This is a genomic window from Bacillus cereus group sp. BfR-BA-01408 (genome assembly GCF_022663305.1).
In the GTDB taxonomy this organism is placed as follows: domain Bacteria; phylum Bacillota; class Bacilli; order Bacillales; family Bacillaceae_G; genus Bacillus_A; species Bacillus_A pacificus.
In genome coordinates, this window is the sequence record NZ_JAKUFF010000005.1 from 35,565 (window position 1) to 53,133 (window position 17,569).

Consider the following 17,569-nt stretch of genomic DNA (forward strand, 5'->3'; position numbering starts at 1 on the left):
CCCCCCTATTCTGCGTATACGTGCTTCAATGCATCTTCAGGTGCTGCATACGGAGCATTTTCTGCATATTCTGTTGCTTCGTTTACGATATGCATAATTTCGTCTAACATTTGTTTTTCAGATTCCTCAGTTAACACGCCAACCTCTTTTAAATAAGCAGCAAATGTTATAATTGAATCGTTTTTCTTTGCTTCTTCTACTTCTTCTTTATCACGATAAACACGATCATCATCGTCACTTGAATGTGCTGTTAAACGATATGATACTGTTTCAATTAAAGTTGGGCCTTCACCGCGTCGGCCACGGTCTGCTGCTTCTTTTACAGCTTTATATACTGCAAGCGGATCGTTTCCGTCTACTGTATATCCAGGCATACCGTATCCAATTGCACGATCTGATACATTTTTACAAGCTAATTGTTTTTCAACTGGAATAGAGATTGCGTATTTATTATTTTCACACATGAAAATAACAGGTAACTTGTGTACGCCAGCAAAGTTTGCACCTTCATGGAAATCACCTTGGTTAGAAGAACCTTCACCGAATGTAACAAACGTTACTAAATCTTTCTTTTCCATTTTTCCAGCTAATGCAATACCAACTGCATGTGGTACTTGCGTTGTTACTGGAGATGAACCTGTCACAATACGATTTTTCTTTTGGCCGAAGTGACCAGGCATTTGACGACCACCAGAGTTTGGATCTCCAGCTTTCGCGAAACCAGATAGCATCAGTTCTTTCGCTGTCATACCAAACGCTAATACAACACCCATATCACGGTAGTATGGTAATGCATAATCTTTCTCTCTATCAAGAGCGAATGCTGCTCCAACTTGTGCTGCCTCTTGTCCTTGACAAGAAATTACGAATGGAATTTTACCAGCACGGTTTAATAACCACATACGTTCGTCGATTTTACGTGCAAGTAACATCGTACGGAACATTTCTAATACTTGCTCATCACTTAAGCCAAGCTCTTCATGGCGCTTTTCTTTTACTTCTGCCATTTTTCATAACCTCCTAAATCCACATTTTTATGCGTGTAACGCTTTTCCATCTACAGCTAACGCTGCTTCACCAATCGCCTCAGATAATGATGGATGCGGATGAATTGTATGTGCTACTTCCCAAGGTGTTGCATCAAGTACTCTTGCAAGACCAGCTTCAGAAATCATATCTGTTACATGTGGTCCAATCATATGAACACCGAGAATGTCATTTGTTTCTTCATCAACTACAAGTTTTACGAAACCATCTGATTCGCCGTATACAAGCGCTTTCCCGATTGCACGGAATGAGAACTTACCTACTTTTAACTTATAGCCTTTTTCTTTCGCTTCTTGTTCTGTTAAACCGACAGAAGCAACTTCCGGACTGCTATATACGCATTTTGATACCATAGAATAATCAATTGGTGTAACTTCTTTACCAGCAATATGTTCTACTGCAGCAATTCCTTCATGAGAAGCAACGTGAGCAAGCTGTAAGCCACCGATTACATCACCGATTGCGTAAATATGAGATTCTTTCGTTTGATAAAACTCATTTGTTTGAATGTATCCTTTTTCCACAACGATATCCGTATTCTCTAAACCAATATTTTGCGTATTGGCTTGTCGTCCTACAGATACAAGCATTTTTTCTGCTTTAAATTCTTTATTCTCACCGTTATGTTCAGCTTGAATTGTTACTCCATTATCTTTTACCAATGTTTCTGGTAATACTTTTGCACCAGTTACCACTTTAATGCCTTTTTTCTTGAATAGACGTTGCATTTCTTTTGAAACGTCTTGATCTTCTAGTGGTAGTATCGTTTTCGCATACTCTAATACTGTAACTTCTACACCGAAGTCAGCAAGCATAGATGCCCACTCAATACCGATTACACCGCCACCAACGATAATAATTGAACTAGGAAGCGTTTCCATTTTTAGGGCATGATCGGAAGACATTACGTACTCTCCGTCTAATTCTAAACCTGGTAATGAATTTGGACGAGAACCTGTTGCAATAAGTACATTTTTTGGAATTAACATTTCATTCTCTTCTCCACTTGCAAGTTCAACTGAAATTGTCCCTGGCATCGGAGAGAAAATAGATGGACCAAGAATACGGCCAATACCTTCAAACACATCAATTTTACCTTGTTTCATTAAGTGCTGAACACCTTTATGAAGTTGCGTTACAATCTTCTCTTTACGCTCTTGTACTTTTGCAAAGTTTAGTTCTACATTACTTGCAATAACCCCGAACTCTTCACTTTTCTTAGCAGTTGCGTATACTTCCGCACTACGTAAAAGGGCTTTACTAGGAATACATCCTTTGTGTAAACAAGTACCACCAAGATTTTCTTTTTCAACAAGTGCCGTTTTTAAACCTAGTTGTGATGCACGAATAGCAGCAACATATCCACCAGTACCGCCGCCAACGATGACTAAATCATATTCTTTTGCCATTATCTCAACCCCTAGCTACCGTTTCTTTTTCACGTACAATATATTCTTTTGGAGCTTCTTCTTCACGTAGTACACGAAGTGCCCCTTCTGCTAATGCTTGTAATTCATCTTCTCCTGGATGTACGATAACATCTGCAATCCAGTCTACTCGTTCTTTTATTTCATCAACAAGAATTTTACTGTAAGCAAGTCCACCAGTTAATACAATTGCATCGATTTTCCCGTGAAGTACAGCGCTAGCTCCACCAATTTCTTTTGCAACTTGATACGCCATTGCTTTATAAATAAGAGTTGCTTCAGGATCACCTTTTTCAACCATTTGTTCTACTTTAATCGCATCATTTGTACCAATAAGACTTACAAGTCCACCTTGTCCGACAAGTTTTTTAACCATTTCGTCTCGGTAATACTCACCAGAGAAACACATTTCAACTAGTTGTCCTACTGGTACTGTACCCGCACGCTCTGGGCTAAATGGTCCTTCTCCATTTAAACCATTATTCACATCGATAACTTTTCCTTTTTTATGAGCACCAACTGTAATACCGCCGCCCATATGTGTAACTAATAAATTTAAATCCTCATATTTGTGGTTTAATTCTTCAGCCACTTTGCGAGCGACTGCTTTTTGATTTAATGCATGGAAAATACTTTTACGTTCCATACCAGCGATACCACTTATACGAGCAACCGGCTCCATTTCATCTACAACGACAGGGTCTACAATGAATGCCGGAATATTTAATCCAGAAGCAATTTCATATGCTAAAATGCCCCCAAGGTTTGAAGCGTGATGACCGCTAAATCCATTTTTCAAATCTTCTAACATCGCATCGTTTACTGTGTATGTTCCGCCCTCGATTGGACGAAGTAATCCCCCGCGTCCACAAACTGCGTTTAACTTTGAAATGTTAATACCGTGAGAATGTAGAACTTCTAAGATCGTTTCTTTACGAAACTCATATTGGTCAATAATTCGCTTATATTTTCCAATCTGTTCTTCGTCATGACGAATAGTTTCTTCTAAAACGGGTCTTTCATTATCAAAAACACCGATTTTTGTGGATGTACTACCCGGATTAATAACAAGAATTCGATTTAAAGACACTGTTGCTACCTCCACTAATAAATTCAAAAGGAGGTGGAAACCTCATAAGAGGTAACCACACCTTTTGTAAAAGTAATATATGAATGATTAGCGACGGCTAATAATGTCGTGACCGTTGCGTAAGTATGTGCTACGAGAGTTTTTCAAGCTTGCAATGCGCTCTTCAGCTAGACGATCAGCTGCTACATAAGTTGCAATGCCATCGCGTTTTGAAATTTCGATTACTTTTGCAATTGTGTCATAAATTGACTCAACGCGTTTTAATGCACGTTCTCTATTGTATCCATATAACTCGTCTGCTACGTTAATTACGCCACCTGCATTAATTACATAATCTGGTGCGTATACGATACCCATTTCATGAATGATGTCGCCGTGACGATCTTCTTTTAATTGGTTATTCGCAGAACCAGCGATTACTTTTGCTTTAAGTTGTGGGATAGTTTCGTCATTAACTGTTGCGCCTAATGCACATGGTGCGTAAATATCACATTCAACACCGTAAATTTCATTTGGCTCAACTGCTGTTGCACCGAATTCTTCTACTGCACGTTGTACAGCTTCTTTATTAATATCTGTAACGATTAGTTTTGCTCCTTCAGCGTGTAAATGTTTGCATAGGTGATATGCTACGTTACCAACACCTTGAACAGCAATTACTTTTCCTTCTAAATTATCAGTACCGAAAGCTTCTTTCGCAGCAGCTTTCATACCACGATACACACCGTATGCAGTTACTGGAGATGGGTTACCAGAAGAACCGAATGATGGTGAAATACCTGTTACAAAGTCAGTTTCTTCGTGGATAATATCCATATCATCTACTGTTGTACCAACATCTTCAGCTGTAATGTAACGTCCGTTTAGTCCTTGAATGTAACGTCCTAATGCACGGAACATTGCTTCGCTCTTATCTTTACGTGGATCACCGATAATTACTGTTTTCGCACCACCTAAGTTTAAGCCAGCTGCTGCGTTTTTGTATGTCATCCCTTTTGCAAGACGCAATGCATCTTCAATCGCCGCTTCTTCAGAATCATATGTCCACATTCTTGTTCCACCAAGAGCTGGTCCAAGTGTTGTATCATGAATTGCAATGATTGCTTTTAAACCAGATTCTTTATCTTGACAAAATACTACTTGCTCATAATCATATTTTTCTAAGTATTCGAAGATTTCTAATGTCATTGTCGTTTCCCCCTAATTGTTTTACCCTATTTGGTTTATTTTGAAGCAGTCGCAACTGCCAATGCTAATGAATATACTTTTGTTTCTGCTGAATCAGCACGAGATGTTAAAACAATCGGTGCTTTTGCGCCAGCAATCATTGCTCCTACTTTTGCATCCGCAAAGTATACGAGTGATTTATATAGCACATTTCCAGCTTCAATCGTTGGGACGAGTAAAATGTCTGCCTTACCTGCTACATCACTTACTATGCCTTTATGTTCTGCTGCAATTTGTGATACTGCATTATCTAAAGCAAGTGGTCCATCAACGACACAATTTTTAATTTGTCCGCGGCGATTCATTTGAGTTAACATCGCTGCATCAATTGTCGCTTGCATCGCAGGATTCACAACCTCTACCGCTGCAATTGGTGCTACCTTTGGCAAATCAATTCCTATTGCCCGGGCAACTTCTACAGTATTCTGTATAATAGCAGCTTTCTGTGTTACATCAGGTGCAATGTTCATCGCTGCATCTGTAACAAAAATGAGACGATCGTAATTTGGAACTTCAAATGCTGCAACGTGTGAAAGTACGCTACCTTTACGAAGTCCCCACTCTTTATTTAATACAGCTTTCAAAATATTTGCTGTTGGGATGTTTCCCTTCATGAGCACATCTGCTTCGCCGTTTCTTACAGCTTTCACAGAAAGTTCTGCAGCCTCAGCACTTGACTGTGCTGCAATCACTTCAATATGTTCTGAAGTTTGTAAATTATGTTCTTGTAACATCCCCATTATTTTTTCTTGGTTTCCATATAGACGAAATTGAGCTAGCTGTAATGTAATTGCTTTCGCTACAGCTTCAATTACTTCATGATCTTCAGCTACTGCTACAGCCACAGTTTTTTTAGGCTGGCCTGCTGCTTGATCAATTAAGTGTTCTAACTTCATATTTTGTAATCAACCCTTTCCGTCGTCCCTCGTCTTTTTATTAAGCAAATACCGTGCCAACTTTTTAAAGTGGTCTTACCAATAATGAAAACGCATTCAAAACACAGTAAAATCAATACTTTGGAAAATAACAAAAGATTCTGTCTTATTTTGTCGCTTTTTGTATACCATGCAATAAATTGCACGGTACGCAATTTATTGCATGCTATTTTTTGCACACTCATACTTTTCTAGCTTGTAATATAAATTTCGAACCGAAATTCCTAACGCTCTTGCTGTTTGTGTTTTATTTCCACCAAACCTCTCTAAATATTCATGAATGATATTCCCTTCAAACTCCGTCACTAAATGCTCAAGTGGCTTTTCTTCTAACTCAGGTAATAAATGAGCTTGCTTTGACTCCACCTGCTCTTCGTTATGTAATGGCGGTAAATGTTGTACATCAATATAAGTCTCGTTATAATTCATAAAGATAATAGCTCTCCCCAAAATGTTTTCAAGTTCCCTCACATTCCCTGGCCATTCATATGATTGTAAATAGGAAATAGCAGAATTAGTGAGCCCCTCTATATTTCGGCCATAATCTTGGTTAATTTTTTGAATTAATCTGTCTGCGATTGCCGGTATATCCCCTTTACGCTGACGAAGGGATGGAATGTGAATTGGAATTTTATTTAATCGATAATATAAATCCTCCCTGAATTCTCCTTCTAAAATGGCTTTTTCTAAATTCACGTGCGTCGCTGCAATTACTCTGACATTAATAGGGATTGCTTTCGTTCCACCAACTTTTACAATTTCTTTCTCTTGCAAAACGCGAAGGAGTTTCGCTTGCGTATTGGCAGATAGTTCGCCTATTTCATCTAAAAAGATACTGCCGTTATTCGCTTCCTCAAAGAATCCACGTTTTCCGCCTCTTTTCGCGCCAGAAAACGCCCCTTCCTCATAACCAAATAATTCACTTTCTAACAACGTCTCCGAAATAGCTGCACAGTTTACACGAACGAACTTATTATATTTTCGATTACTTCCATTATGGATAGCATGTGCAAACAATTCTTTACCTGTCCCTGACTCCCCGCGTAGCAATACTGTTGCTGGTGTATTCGCCCCCAGTTTTGCCTGCTCAATAGCAGCCGTTGTTTCATCTGAATTTCCGACAATGTCATCAAATGAATATTTCGCTTCTAACGTTCGAATAATTTGCCTTGCTCGATTCAATTCATTTGTTAACTTTTGAATTTCTGATACGTCACGAATTACACCAACGCTCCCTTTCAATATTCCATCTACAATGACTGGTGCTACGTTTACAATTACGTCTCGCTTTTTTTGTCCAATCTTCATATGTATTCCTCGTACTGCCCTACGCGTTCGAAGTACTTTCATATGCATACTTTCACCTTCTACAATATCAGTTGTAGCTGGCTTTCCAATAATGTCCTCTTCTGTTAAACCTGTTAATTTCGTATATGCAGGGTTAATTACTAACCCTCGTCCTTTTTCATCCACGACCGAAATGGCTTCCTCAGACGAGTTAATAATCGCCTCAAGTAACGTTTGAATCTCCTTTAAATCTGTAACTTCTTCCGCAAGATCTACAACCTCTGTTATATCTTTAAAAATCGCAAATGCCCCTTGCACTTCTCCTCCCTCTTTTAATATTGGAATACGGGTTGTAATAATTTTCTTTCCATTCTCAAGCGTCAGTTCATAATTTACTTCTATTTGTTTCGTACGTATAATACGAAGCAGCTTACTAGTCGGAATAACTTCTAAAATATATTTGCCTACCGCATCTTCTTTTTTATATCCGATAATACGTTCTGCACTTTTATTAAATAGGCGAACTTGTCCTTCTTGATCAATCACTATCATACCGTCATGCGTGGAGTTTAAAATTAAATCACCTTGCTGCGTTTGCTCTTCTAACTTTCCAATTAAATCTTCCTTCTCATGTGCTAATCTCGTAACAATCTTTGCAATATCACCTGGTATAAGAAGAGTATCTTTATGCTTTTTCTTTAATAAATCTTTATGTAAATTATCGTCACCTGTCATATCAAACATTACATCAATGTGCATAGAAAGAAACGGAGTCACACTCTCTCCAATTGCAATCCCGTATTCCTTTGCCATCTGTAACCCTTTTGCTATCGGATTTATATCAATAATCCCTATAATCTGAAATATATTCGAACTCTGTAACAGACGTAGCAGTGTACTACCACCTTCACCTGCACCAACAATTAAAACTTTTTGTTTCATATATTACACTTCCTCTCGAAGTATCTCTGCAAAATTTTTCACACCCTTATCTTACTCGTTCAGCCCCCTCTTGACAAACCCCCTTTTCATATAACATTATTGAAATAAACGAAATAATCTGAAAAGGAGCGTTTATATGCAGCGTTACCTTGCTCTATTATTAGCACTCATCCCTATTTCATTAGCTGTGCTTGGCATTAAGTTAATGAGAGATACAGTATTCGGGATTCTATTTCCTCCACTCTCTATACTTTGGTTACAATTTTTAATTGGCGCTCTTTGCTTCGGACTAGGGTTTTATATTTTTGGTGGCTTCGTCTTACACCGAGACCGTAAACGAAATAAAGTACAAGCGCGCTTTAAAAGATAGGAAAGTCCTACTACTTATCAATAAAAAAATGAGACCGTTACACGCGGTCTCATTTTTTTATTGGCAATAACGTTCTTGCCGTTTCAGGATAATCAGTAATAATCGCCGATATGTTCATATCAAAATATTTACGCATAAGTGTTTCTTCATTAATTGTATAGGGCCGAACTTCTACATCACTTTCCATCGTTAATTCAGCAATGGCATCTTGAAGGTAACGATAATTCGGATGCACCGCAGTAGCTCCCATCTTTTTTGCATATGCCCATGGGCTATGCAGGCCTTCGCGATATAAAATCGCTGTTTGAATATCAGGAGCCATCATATGACACCTTTTCATACTGTAGTGATTAAATGAAGAAAATATAACACGATTTTCTAAATTAAATTTGCGTACAAGCGTTATAACTTCTTCCTCTAAGCCTCTGTATGGAATTTTATTATTTTTAAGTTCAACATTAAGTAACAACCCTGTTTGTTCAATCCATTGTAACACTTCTTCTAAAAGAGGTATTTTACAAAAACCTACTTTATCACCAAATTTATAGCTCGCATCTAATTTACATAAATCCTCATATACATAATTTCGAACCGCACCTTTTCCATTTGTTGTCCGGTCCACTGTTTCATCATGAATGACGACAACCTTTCCGTCTTTCGTTAATTGAACATCAAGCTCAATTCCATCTGCCTTAAAAGATTCAGCTGCTTCAAATGAAATCATCGTATTTTCTGGGTACGTTCCCGCTGCACCACGATGTGCAAATATAAGAGTCATCCTCACTCCCCCAATCTTATGCTATACTATACGAAAAAGGAGGTACTTCTATGAGACCATTACAAATTTCTCCAGACACTGCAGTCCGCCTATCAAAAGCATTAGGTGTTCCACTTGAACAACTTATGCATATGCCACAGCACATTTTAATTCAAAAGTTAGTTGAATTAGAAAAACAAAATAAAGACGAAGAATAATACAGTCCTGTTTCACAGGACTTTTTATTATTTTCTATTATATCACGGATGACTTGCTTGCTAAAATCCCTCATCGGATATACCGTGATTCAATTTAACCTTCACTTCGAACATGTACAATAAAAAGACCAACGAATTCTAACATTCATTGGTCTTTAATTAAAAAGTTCATTGGTTTTAAATTTACTATCAAGTATACATTTCAAGAATTATTAAAAACTTAAATCCCTTACTTCTTCTATTCTCAGCTAGCCTTATGTTCAAGTCTCAGCTTATCCGCAACCATTGCGATGAACTCGGAGTTCGTAGGTTTTGCTTTTGACATAGATACTGTATAACCGAATAAGGACGAAATAGAATCGATATTCCCGCGACTCCATGCTACCTCAATTGCGTGACGGATTGCACGCTCGACACGGCTTGCTGTTGTATTATATTTCTTCGCGATATCTGGATACAATACTTTCGTAATAGATCCAAGTAATTCGATGTCATTGTACACCATAGAAATTGCTTCCCTTAAGTACATGTACCCTTTAATATGAGCAGGCACACCAATTTCATGAATGATACTCGTAATGCTTGCATCTAAGTTTTTCGGTTTTCCATCTACTGTTGTTGCTGATCGGAAAGATGGCAGTGGACGTTTAATAGTAGCGTTCGCTTTACCGCTCACTTGACGAATATGACTCGTTAAATTCTCCATATCAAATGGTTTTAATATGAAATATGACGCACCTAAGTCAACTGCTTTTTTCGTCACATCTTCTTGTCCAAACGCTGTCAACATAATTACGCTAGGCTGTCTTAACCTTTCAATGTGGCGCATTTTCTCTAGTACAGCTAACCCATCTAAATGTGGCATAATAATATCTAATACAAGTACATCCGGTTGCTTATCTTTTAATAAATTTAAACACTCTTGACCATTATAAGCAGTACCGATTACTTCCATATCCTCTTGAGCAGCTACATAACTCTCTAGCATTGATACTAATTCTTTATTATCATCCACAAGACATACTTTAATTTTCTCCACAGCTTTTCCTCCCTTACCGAATCGATTCTCCGACATGTGTATCCTTCTAGGCTACATGAATTGTTCGACAATTGTGTGAAAATTCCCTTTTAAAGTTTGTTACTTTCCGATAAAATCACAAAAAAATATGTTTATCGTTTATTTATTCCTTTTCGCAACACATTCCATCATAGAAAAACAACGAAACGTTCAACCCTTTCCTTTTATTTTACAACAAAAAACACCTCTTGCGGAGCTTTTACAAAATTTCAACGAATTTTTCAATAGAAAAACGAGCTAATTATTAATTAGCTCGCTTTTCTTTCTTGATCATAAATGTTAATTCCAGCCTCATGTAACATCCATTCAATATGAACACCATATCCTGATGTTGGATCATTTACAAATACATGTGTAACAGCGCCAATTACCTTTCCATTTTGTACAATTGGACTTCCGCTCATCCCCTGTACGATACCACCTGTTTTCGCTAATAAACGTTTATCTGTTACTTTTATTACCATGCCTTTTGTTGCCGGAAACTTTTGCGGTACTGTACTCACAACTTCAATATCAAACGCTTCCACTTTATCTTGATCAATAACCGTTAATATTTTTGCTGGTCCTTCTTTTACTTGATGAGATAGTGCAATAGGCATTGCTTTATCCATTACGCCATTTGTCATATTTGTATTCAATTTGCCAAAAATACCAAATGGACTATTGATTGTAATATTGCCAATCACTTCACGATCAGGTGAGAACCTCGCTAATTTCTCCCCTGGATTCCCATGACTACCTCTTTCAATTGATGTAACTGTCGAACGCATAATTTGTCCATCTTCGACTTGAATCGGCTTTTTCGTATCATTATCAGAAATGACATGACCAAGTGCCCCATATTTCATAGAATCAGGATGAACAAATGTCATTGTTCCGATTCCAGCCGCCGAATCACGAATATATAAACCAATGCGATAAGACGATTCTCCACTGTCTTTTTGTGGTGTTAATTTAGTGCGGATATGCTTTCCATCCCTTAACAAAACGAGATTAAGCGGTTCGCCTGTTTCCCCACTATTATGAATAAATGGTGCTACATCACTCATTCTTTCAATTGTTTTACCATTAATTTCAGTAATCATATCTCCAATTTGCACACCAGCTGTTTCACCAGGAGATACTTTCCCTTTTTCAGTTTGAATTAAATGATGGCCTACAACAAGTACCCCTTTTGTGTTTAACTTTACACCAATTGATTGTCCACCTGGAATAACTTTGAAATCTTTTAATACTCTCACATTTACTTTTTTCACTGGAAAACCAGCAAGCTGAAACACCATATCTGCTTCACCATTTTGATGAGAATTTACCATAAGTCCTTGTTTTTGTTCATTTGAACTTACTGTAAACACATGACGATCTGTAGATGAAGCTTTAAACACTGGTAATGAAGCTATTTCTGATTGTTGTCCTTCAAAAACAACAAGTTGCTTCGGAGATGAAATAAACGTCCGAAGCGGTTTAAAACACCCAATAAAAACTAAAGAAACAAGGAGAAAAATACCTATTATTTTGCGAAATCTTTCTAATTTCAATTTATTCACTCTCCTCGCTCCTACCCCACATTCAGCCTTTTGGCTTCACTTTTTAATCTCTCCTTGCAATGCTTTATTTATAACCGGAAGAATTAAGAAATCATCATTTGAGAAAAAAAGCTATCCATTACTGGATAGCCTCTGCTGTCTGTTTAAAACGATGCGCTTGCGTAAGTAATTCTTTCGCATGTTCTGTCGTTAAATCTGTAATTTCCACACCAGAAATCATTCGAGCTATTTCTGTTACTTTATCCTCCATAGTTAAAACGGTAACTGATGTAATTGTTCGATCATTTGCTACTTGTTTTCGAATAAATAAATGCGAATCCGCCATTGAAGCTACTTGAGGTAAGTGCGTAATACAAAGTACTTGTGAGTTTACTGATACTCGATAAATCTTTTCCGCAATAGCCTGTGCGACCCGGCCACTTACACCAGTATCCACTTCATCAAAAATAACAGATGCAACACCTTGATGCTTAGAAAAAATGCTTTTTAAAGCTAAAATAATACGGGATAACTCTCCTCCAGAAGCAACCTTTGAAAGTGGTTTTAGCGGCTCACCCGGATTTGTTGAAATATAAAATTCCACATGATCGTAACCATCCGCTGTAAGTCTTACCGGTGCTCCCTCCACGAGAGGCTCTTCTGCATTTCCTTCTCGCTTCATGATTCTCACTTCAAATTTTGTTTTTTCCATATATAATTCTTTTAATTCCTGATGAATGGCATTTGTAAGATGCTCTGCAAGTTCATGACGCATATTACTTAACAACGTTGCTTCTTTCAGAATAACACTTTCTAATTCCTTCAACTGTTTCTTCGTCGTTTCAATATGAACGTCTTTATTTTCAATCGTAAAAATTTCTTGTTCAATTTTATCAGCATACGCTAAAATCTCTTCTACAGTATTTCCATATTTTCTCTTTAGCATACGAATTTCATTTAAACGCGTTTCAATTTCGTCTAAGCGATTCGGATCATATTCCATCATATCGAGCTTTTCTCTTAGTTGATAGGCAACTTCTTCTAATAAATAATAACTATTGGCAATGGAATCATGATTTTCTTGATACACTTCATCTAAATGTGTAATACTCTCCATCTGTCCCATTGCGCTTCGTACATTATCTAACCCTTGTCCGTCAGCACTTAACGAGCGATACGCGTCACCTAATGCTTTATAAATCTTTTCGAAATTAGAAATTTGCAATCGTTCTTCAGTTAAGTCATTTTCTTCATCCATCTTTAAATCAGCTTTACGGATTTCTTCATGCTGGAATTGAATTAAATCTAAGCGATGCGCCATTTGTTGTTCATTTTCACTTAACGATTTCAACTGTTTTTTTAATTTCTCATAGTCAGCATATACGTTTTGGTATATATCTAATTGTTTAACGATACGCTCTCCATCAAAATGATCGAGCATAAATAAATGACGTTCTTCATTCATTAAGTCTTGCGTTTCGTGTTGCCCATGAATATCAACAAGTGTTTTTCCAATTTCTTTTAATACACTAAGGGTAACTAGTTTTCCATTTACACGACATACACTTTTTCCGTTTGCAGCGATATCACGCTTCAAAATAATCATGCCGTCTTCTATTTCTATATCCAACTCTTCTGCTTTTTCAATACATGGATGCTTATCATCTTCCACATAAAATAGCCCCTCTATCTCAGCTTTTTCTGTTCCGTATCGAACAAATTCTGCTGAACCACGGCCACCTACAAGTAAACTAATCGCATCAATAATAATCGATTTTCCGGCCCCTGTTTCACCACTTAAAACCGTTAATCCTTTTTGAAAAGAAATATTTAATGCCTCAATAATAGCAAAGTTTCTAATCGATAATTCCGATAACAATGCCCCATTCACCTCGTTATAAACTAATCCCCTATGAAGGGCTTTTCTCAGTTCTTTATTCAAATAGTCATACTATATGTTTGTATGTATAAATTACTTTTCTAACCGCTCCATTGTACCAAACATTTGTTTTACGGGTCAATCCACCTATTTCCTAATTTTATTCAAAGAAAATATTATATTACAATTAAGAATTCACGTTTTTAACCAATAAAAATATCCTGTTCACTTTCCACTTTACAGAGGAAAGCAAACAAGATTTTTTTGTTACAGCATATTTAAGAAACGATCAGAGACAACACCTGTATCTTCAGGTGTACGGCAAATAATTAAGCAAGTATCATCACCACAAATGGTTCCGATGATCTCATCCCACTCTAAATGATCAATAAGTGCTCCAAGTGAATGAGCGTTACCAGGCAATGTTTTTAGCACAAGCATATGTCCTGCCGTGTCTAATTTTACAAATGAATCCACTAGATTGCGTTTTAATTTTTGTAACGGGTTAAATCGTTGATCTGCTGGCAAGCTATATTTATAGCGACCATCATGTAATGGCACTTTCACTAAGTGCAATTCTTTAATATCGCGCGATACTGTCGCTTGCGTTACATTAAATCCCTCATTACGTAGAATATCAACTAATTCATCTTGTGTTTCAATTTCTTTGTTCGCAATAATTTCCCTGATTTTAATATGGCGCTGACCTTTATTCATACATTTGCACCTCACACTATCTCTTACCATAGTTTAAACATTGGTATACTTCACTTATTTATGTTAACTTATAATTCGTTACTTGTACACAATTGTTTTTACAATCATTATACAATTACAACAAAAAGAGGAACAACATATGTTATTCCCCTTTCCCTTTTTGTTTTAGGACATCATGTGCCTCTGTAACTACTTGCTCAACAGAAACTGGAGAATGATTTTCGCCATTCTCACGTTCACCATGCCATTTCAGATGAATTAAAAATTCAATGTTACCATCCCCGCCCGTAATCGGTGAGAATGTTAAACCTTCTACGTCGTATCCTTCTTTTATAGCAAAGTCTACAATCATTTCTACGACAGCCTCATGTACTTTTCGATCGCGAACGATACCCTTTTTACCAACTTGCTCTCTTCCAGCTTCAAACTGAGGTTTAATTAACGCTGCTACATCCCCATTCGGCATAAGCATTGTTTTTAAAACTGGTAATATAAGTTTTAATGATATAAACGAAACATCGATACTAGCAAATTGCGGTAAACCACGTTCTAAGTCTGCTGGTGTTACGTAACGGAAGTTCGTTCGTTCCATTACGACAACACGCTCATCTTGACGCAATTTCCACGCAAGTTGATTGTACCCTACATCTAATGCATAAGATAATTTCGCTCCATTTTGAAGCGCGCAATCGGTAAAGCCACCAGTTGATGAACCAATATCTATCATAACTTTATCTTGTAAATCAAGATGAAATGTCTCTAATGCCTTTTCAAGTTTATAACCACCACGGCTTACATACGGCATAACTTGCCCCTTCACCGTAATCTCTGTATCTTGTGGGATTTTCTCTCCTGGCTTATCCAATCTCATCTCATTCGCATATACAAGGCCGGCCATAATGGCGCGTTTTGCTTTCTCACGTGTTTCTATAAGCCCTCGCTCTACTAATAGTACATCTACTCTTTCTTTTTTCGCACTCATTTGTTACGCCCTTTTTTGTTTTGATGGAATCATTGTATGAATACGGTCTACAACAGCATCTGTCGTTAAACCGATTTCTTCTAATAATTTTGTTACACTACCGTGCTCTATGAAACGATCTGGAATACCCATTCGTTCAACTAACGCACTATGGTACCCGTTCTCAGACGCAAATTCAACTACTCCTGTTCCAAAACCACCAATTAAGCAAGCTTCTTCAATCGTTAAAATTGGTATATTTTTTCCTAAGAGATCATGTAAATATGCTTCATCCATTGGTTTAATGAAGCGAGCGTTCACTACTTTCACTGAAACTCCAGCCTTTTCAAGACGCTCAGCCGCTTCCATTGCCATTGGTATTGTCGTACCAAATGTTAAAATAGCTGCTTGTGTACCTTCTTTTAACGTTTCCCATGAACCGATTGGAATCGCCTTTAATTCTTCATCCATATGAACGCCAAGTCCATTACCTCGCGCATAACGTAATGCGATTGGTCCATCTTCATATTGCATTGCCGTGTATACTAAATGTTGCCCTTCATTTTCATCTTTTGGCATCATAAGTACCATATTCGGCAAGTGGCGTAAGAATGAAATATCAAATACACCTTGATGCGTTTCACCATCTGCTCCTACTAAACCAGAGCGATCGATTCCGATGAAAACATTTAAATTTTGGCGGCATATATCATGAACAACTTGGTCATATGCTCTTTGTAAAAATGTTGAATAAATCGCTAAGAATGGTTTCATACCTTGCGTTGCCATACCCGCTGCCATTGTTGTAGCATGCTGTTCTGCAATACCTACATCAATCATACGATCTGGGAATTCTTTTTGGAATTTCTCAAGTTTCGATCCAACAGGCATTGCAGGTGTAATTGCAACGATACGCTCATCCGTTCTCGCTAACTTAAGTACTGTTTCACTAACAACAGCACTCCATGCTGGTGCAACTTCTTTCGGTTTAACGAAGTCACCTGATTCAATTTTATAAGGTCCTGTTCCATGCCAAGTGCCAATAACATCACTCTCTGCTGGTTTGTAACCTTTTCCTTTTTTCGTAATAACATGAACAAGCACTGGGCCTTTTGTTTTCTTTGCATATTGCAACGTTTCGAATAACTTTTCATAATCATGTCCATCGACTGGACCTAAATATGTAAAGCCTAACTCTTCGAAAAAGACACCGGATACTAGTAAATATTTAAGACTATCTTTTATTTTCTCTGCTGTCGCAGCAACTTTCCCACCGACAGCTGGGATTTTCTTCAAAATATACTCTAGCTCGTCTTTTACCCAATGGTATTTTCCTGCGGTACGTAGACGTCCAAGCACATTATGAAGCGCACCAACGTTTGGCGCAATTGACATTTCATTATCATTCAAAATAACAATCATGTCTGTTTTTTCATGTCCAATATGGTTCAATGCCTCTAAAGCCATTCCGCCCGTTAAAGCACCATCACCAATGATTGGTATAACATATTCTTTCGTTTTCTTTAAATCACGTGCTAGAGCCATTCCCATTGCAGCAGATAATGATGTCGAGCTATGGCCAGTTTCCCATACATCGTGCTCACTCTCACAACGTTTTGGGAAACCACATAGACCTTGATATTGCCTTAATGTGCCGAATTCTTTTGCACGTCCAGTTAAAATTTTATGTACATAGGATTGATGTCCTACATCCCATAAAAATTTATCTTTCGGACTATCAAATAATTTATGCAGAGCAATTGTGAGTTCTACTACACCTAAATTAGGCGCAATATGTCCACCTGTTTGAGAGAGCTCTTCAATTAAAAACTTACGAATATCCTCACTCAATCCCTCTAGTTCACTGATAGACATATCTTTCAAAAAACTAGGGTTTTGAATTTGCGTTAGATCCACATGGATCACTCACTTTCATTTCATAATCTGTCAACATGTCAAATATTATAAAAAACATTTACACAAAACAAGAAATTCTCTTTTTTTATTTTTCACCTTGTCCTGCTATTAACCAGTCTATTGCGCCCTAATCTTATTATAAACCATATTTCTTTAGGCGATGAAAAAAATAGCCGCTAACACGAAGTGAT

General features: G+C 37.4%; 15 protein-coding genes. 2 read left to right on the top strand and 13 right to left on the bottom strand.

Going from position 1 to position 17,569, the window contains the following annotated elements:
- Positions 1-5: 5 nt before the first annotated feature.
- The 6 genes from bfmBAA to MR083_RS04520 all read right to left on the bottom strand — a co-directional run bounded on the left by bfmBAA (position 6) and on the right by MR083_RS04520 (position 7,955).
- The gene (bfmBAA, locus tag MR083_RS04495) at positions 6-1,007 is read right to left on the bottom strand and encodes a 3-methyl-2-oxobutanoate dehydrogenase subunit alpha (RefSeq protein WP_000852554.1); all 1,002 of its coding nucleotides are present in this window, start codon (positions 1,005-1,007) and stop codon (positions 6-8) included.
- Positions 1,008-1,034: 27 nt separating this feature from the next.
- A complete protein-coding gene (lpdA, locus tag MR083_RS04500) occupies positions 1,035-2,456 on the bottom strand; it encodes a dihydrolipoyl dehydrogenase (RefSeq protein WP_001051288.1) in 1,422 nt (473 codons plus the stop codon).
- Between the two features lie 4 nt (positions 2,457-2,460).
- Positions 2,461-3,564 carry a butyrate kinase gene (buk, locus tag MR083_RS04505; protein WP_000056191.1) on the bottom strand — a complete coding sequence of 368 codons (1,104 nt, stop codon included), beginning with the start codon at positions 3,562-3,564 and terminating at the stop codon, positions 2,461-2,463.
- Positions 3,565-3,651: 87 nt separating this feature from the next.
- Complete coding sequence (locus tag MR083_RS04510; RefSeq protein WP_000171362.1) at positions 3,652-4,752, bottom strand: leucine dehydrogenase; 1,101 nt, start codon at positions 4,750-4,752, stop codon at positions 3,652-3,654.
- A gap of 35 nt (positions 4,753-4,787) precedes the next feature.
- Positions 4,788-5,687, bottom strand: coding sequence for a phosphate butyryltransferase (gene yqiS / locus MR083_RS04515; RefSeq protein WP_000763072.1), 900 nt, complete (start codon positions 5,685-5,687; stop codon positions 4,788-4,790).
- A gap of 195 nt (positions 5,688-5,882) precedes the next feature.
- Positions 5,883-7,955 carry a sigma-54 interaction domain-containing protein gene (locus tag MR083_RS04520; RefSeq protein ID WP_000811009.1) on the bottom strand — a complete coding sequence of 691 codons (2,073 nt, stop codon included), beginning with the start codon at positions 7,953-7,955 and terminating at the stop codon, positions 5,883-5,885.
- Positions 7,956-8,091: 136 nt separating this feature from the next.
- On the opposite strand from MR083_RS04520, the gene MR083_RS04525 reads away from it, so the two are divergent.
- Positions 8,092-8,325: a DUF2627 domain-containing protein gene (locus MR083_RS04525; RefSeq protein ID WP_001190192.1), complete on the top strand. Its 234-nt coding sequence runs from the start codon at positions 8,092-8,094 to the stop codon at positions 8,323-8,325.
- A gap of 49 nt (positions 8,326-8,374) precedes the next feature.
- Here the strand turns inward: MR083_RS04525 and MR083_RS04530 are convergent, their stop codons facing one another.
- Positions 8,375-9,103: a glycerophosphodiester phosphodiesterase gene (locus MR083_RS04530; RefSeq protein ID WP_000172558.1), complete on the bottom strand. Its 729-nt coding sequence runs from the start codon at positions 9,101-9,103 to the stop codon at positions 8,375-8,377.
- 50 nt (positions 9,104-9,153) lie between these two features.
- On the opposite strand from MR083_RS04530, the gene MR083_RS04535 reads away from it, so the two are divergent.
- Positions 9,154-9,300 carry a YycC family protein gene (locus MR083_RS04535; protein ID WP_001247671.1) on the top strand — a complete coding sequence of 49 codons (147 nt, stop codon included), beginning with the start codon at positions 9,154-9,156 and terminating at the stop codon, positions 9,298-9,300.
- 244 nt (positions 9,301-9,544) lie between these two features.
- Here the strand turns inward: MR083_RS04535 and spo0A are convergent, their stop codons facing one another.
- The 6 genes from spo0A to dxs form a co-directional block, all read right to left on the bottom strand.
- Entirely contained in the window at positions 9,545-10,339 is a 795-nt protein-coding gene (gene spo0A, locus MR083_RS04540) for a sporulation transcription factor Spo0A (protein WP_014297988.1), read from the bottom strand.
- A gap of 287 nt (positions 10,340-10,626) precedes the next feature.
- On the bottom strand, positions 10,627-11,925 hold the full coding sequence (gene spoIVB / locus MR083_RS04545; RefSeq protein ID WP_002028467.1) for a SpoIVB peptidase: 1,299 nt from the start codon (positions 11,923-11,925) through the stop codon (positions 10,627-10,629).
- A 118-nt stretch (positions 11,926-12,043) separates the two neighbouring features.
- On the bottom strand, positions 12,044-13,783 hold the full coding sequence (gene recN, locus MR083_RS04550; protein WP_000947753.1) for a DNA repair protein RecN: 1,740 nt from the start codon (positions 13,781-13,783) through the stop codon (positions 12,044-12,046).
- Positions 13,784-14,050: 267 nt separating this feature from the next.
- Positions 14,051-14,500 carry an arginine repressor ArgR gene (gene argR, locus MR083_RS04555; protein WP_001032581.1) on the bottom strand — a complete coding sequence of 150 codons (450 nt, stop codon included), beginning with the start codon at positions 14,498-14,500 and terminating at the stop codon, positions 14,051-14,053.
- 142 nt (positions 14,501-14,642) lie between these two features.
- Positions 14,643-15,482, bottom strand: a complete 840-nt coding sequence (locus MR083_RS04560; RefSeq protein WP_001274742.1) for a TlyA family rRNA (cytidine-2'-O)-methyltransferase — start codon at positions 15,480-15,482, stop codon at positions 14,643-14,645.
- A 3-nt stretch (positions 15,483-15,485) separates the two neighbouring features.
- Positions 15,486-17,378 (bottom strand): 1-deoxy-D-xylulose-5-phosphate synthase, encoded by a 1,893-nt coding sequence (gene dxs / locus MR083_RS04565; protein ID WP_000366448.1) that lies wholly within the window; start codon positions 17,376-17,378, stop codon positions 15,486-15,488.
- Between the last annotated feature and the right edge of the window lie 191 nt (positions 17,379-17,569).

Excerpts from the sequence above, each read along its gene's own strand:
- bfmBAA (WP_000852554.1), bottom strand. The coding sequence starts at position 1,007 with ATGGCAGAAGTAAAAGAAAAGCGCCATGAAGAGCTTGGCTTAAGTGAT.
- lpdA (WP_001051288.1), bottom strand. The coding sequence starts at position 2,456 with ATGGCAAAAGAATATGATTTAGTCATCGTTGGCGGCGGTACTGGTGGA.
- MR083_RS04510 (WP_000171362.1), bottom strand. The coding sequence starts at position 4,752 with ATGACATTAGAAATCTTCGAATACTTAGAAAAATATGATTATGAGCAA.
- yqiS (WP_000763072.1), bottom strand. The coding sequence starts at position 5,687 with ATGAAGTTAGAACACTTAATTGATCAAGCAGCAGGCCAGCCTAAAAAA.
- MR083_RS04520 (WP_000811009.1), bottom strand. The coding sequence starts at position 7,955 with ATGAAACAAAAAGTTTTAATTGTTGGTGCAGGTGAAGGTGGTAGTACA.
- MR083_RS04525 (WP_001190192.1), top strand. The coding sequence starts at position 8,092 with ATGCAGCGTTACCTTGCTCTATTATTAGCACTCATCCCTATTTCATTA.
- MR083_RS04530 (WP_000172558.1), bottom strand. The coding sequence starts at position 9,103 with ATGACTCTTATATTTGCACATCGTGGTGCAGCGGGAACGTACCCAGAA.
- MR083_RS04535 (WP_001247671.1), top strand. The coding sequence starts at position 9,154 with ATGAGACCATTACAAATTTCTCCAGACACTGCAGTCCGCCTATCAAAA.
- argR (WP_001032581.1), bottom strand. The coding sequence starts at position 14,500 with ATGAATAAAGGTCAGCGCCATATTAAAATCAGGGAAATTATTGCGAAC.
- MR083_RS04560 (WP_001274742.1), bottom strand. The coding sequence starts at position 15,482 with ATGAGTGCGAAAAAAGAAAGAGTAGATGTACTATTAGTAGAGCGAGGG.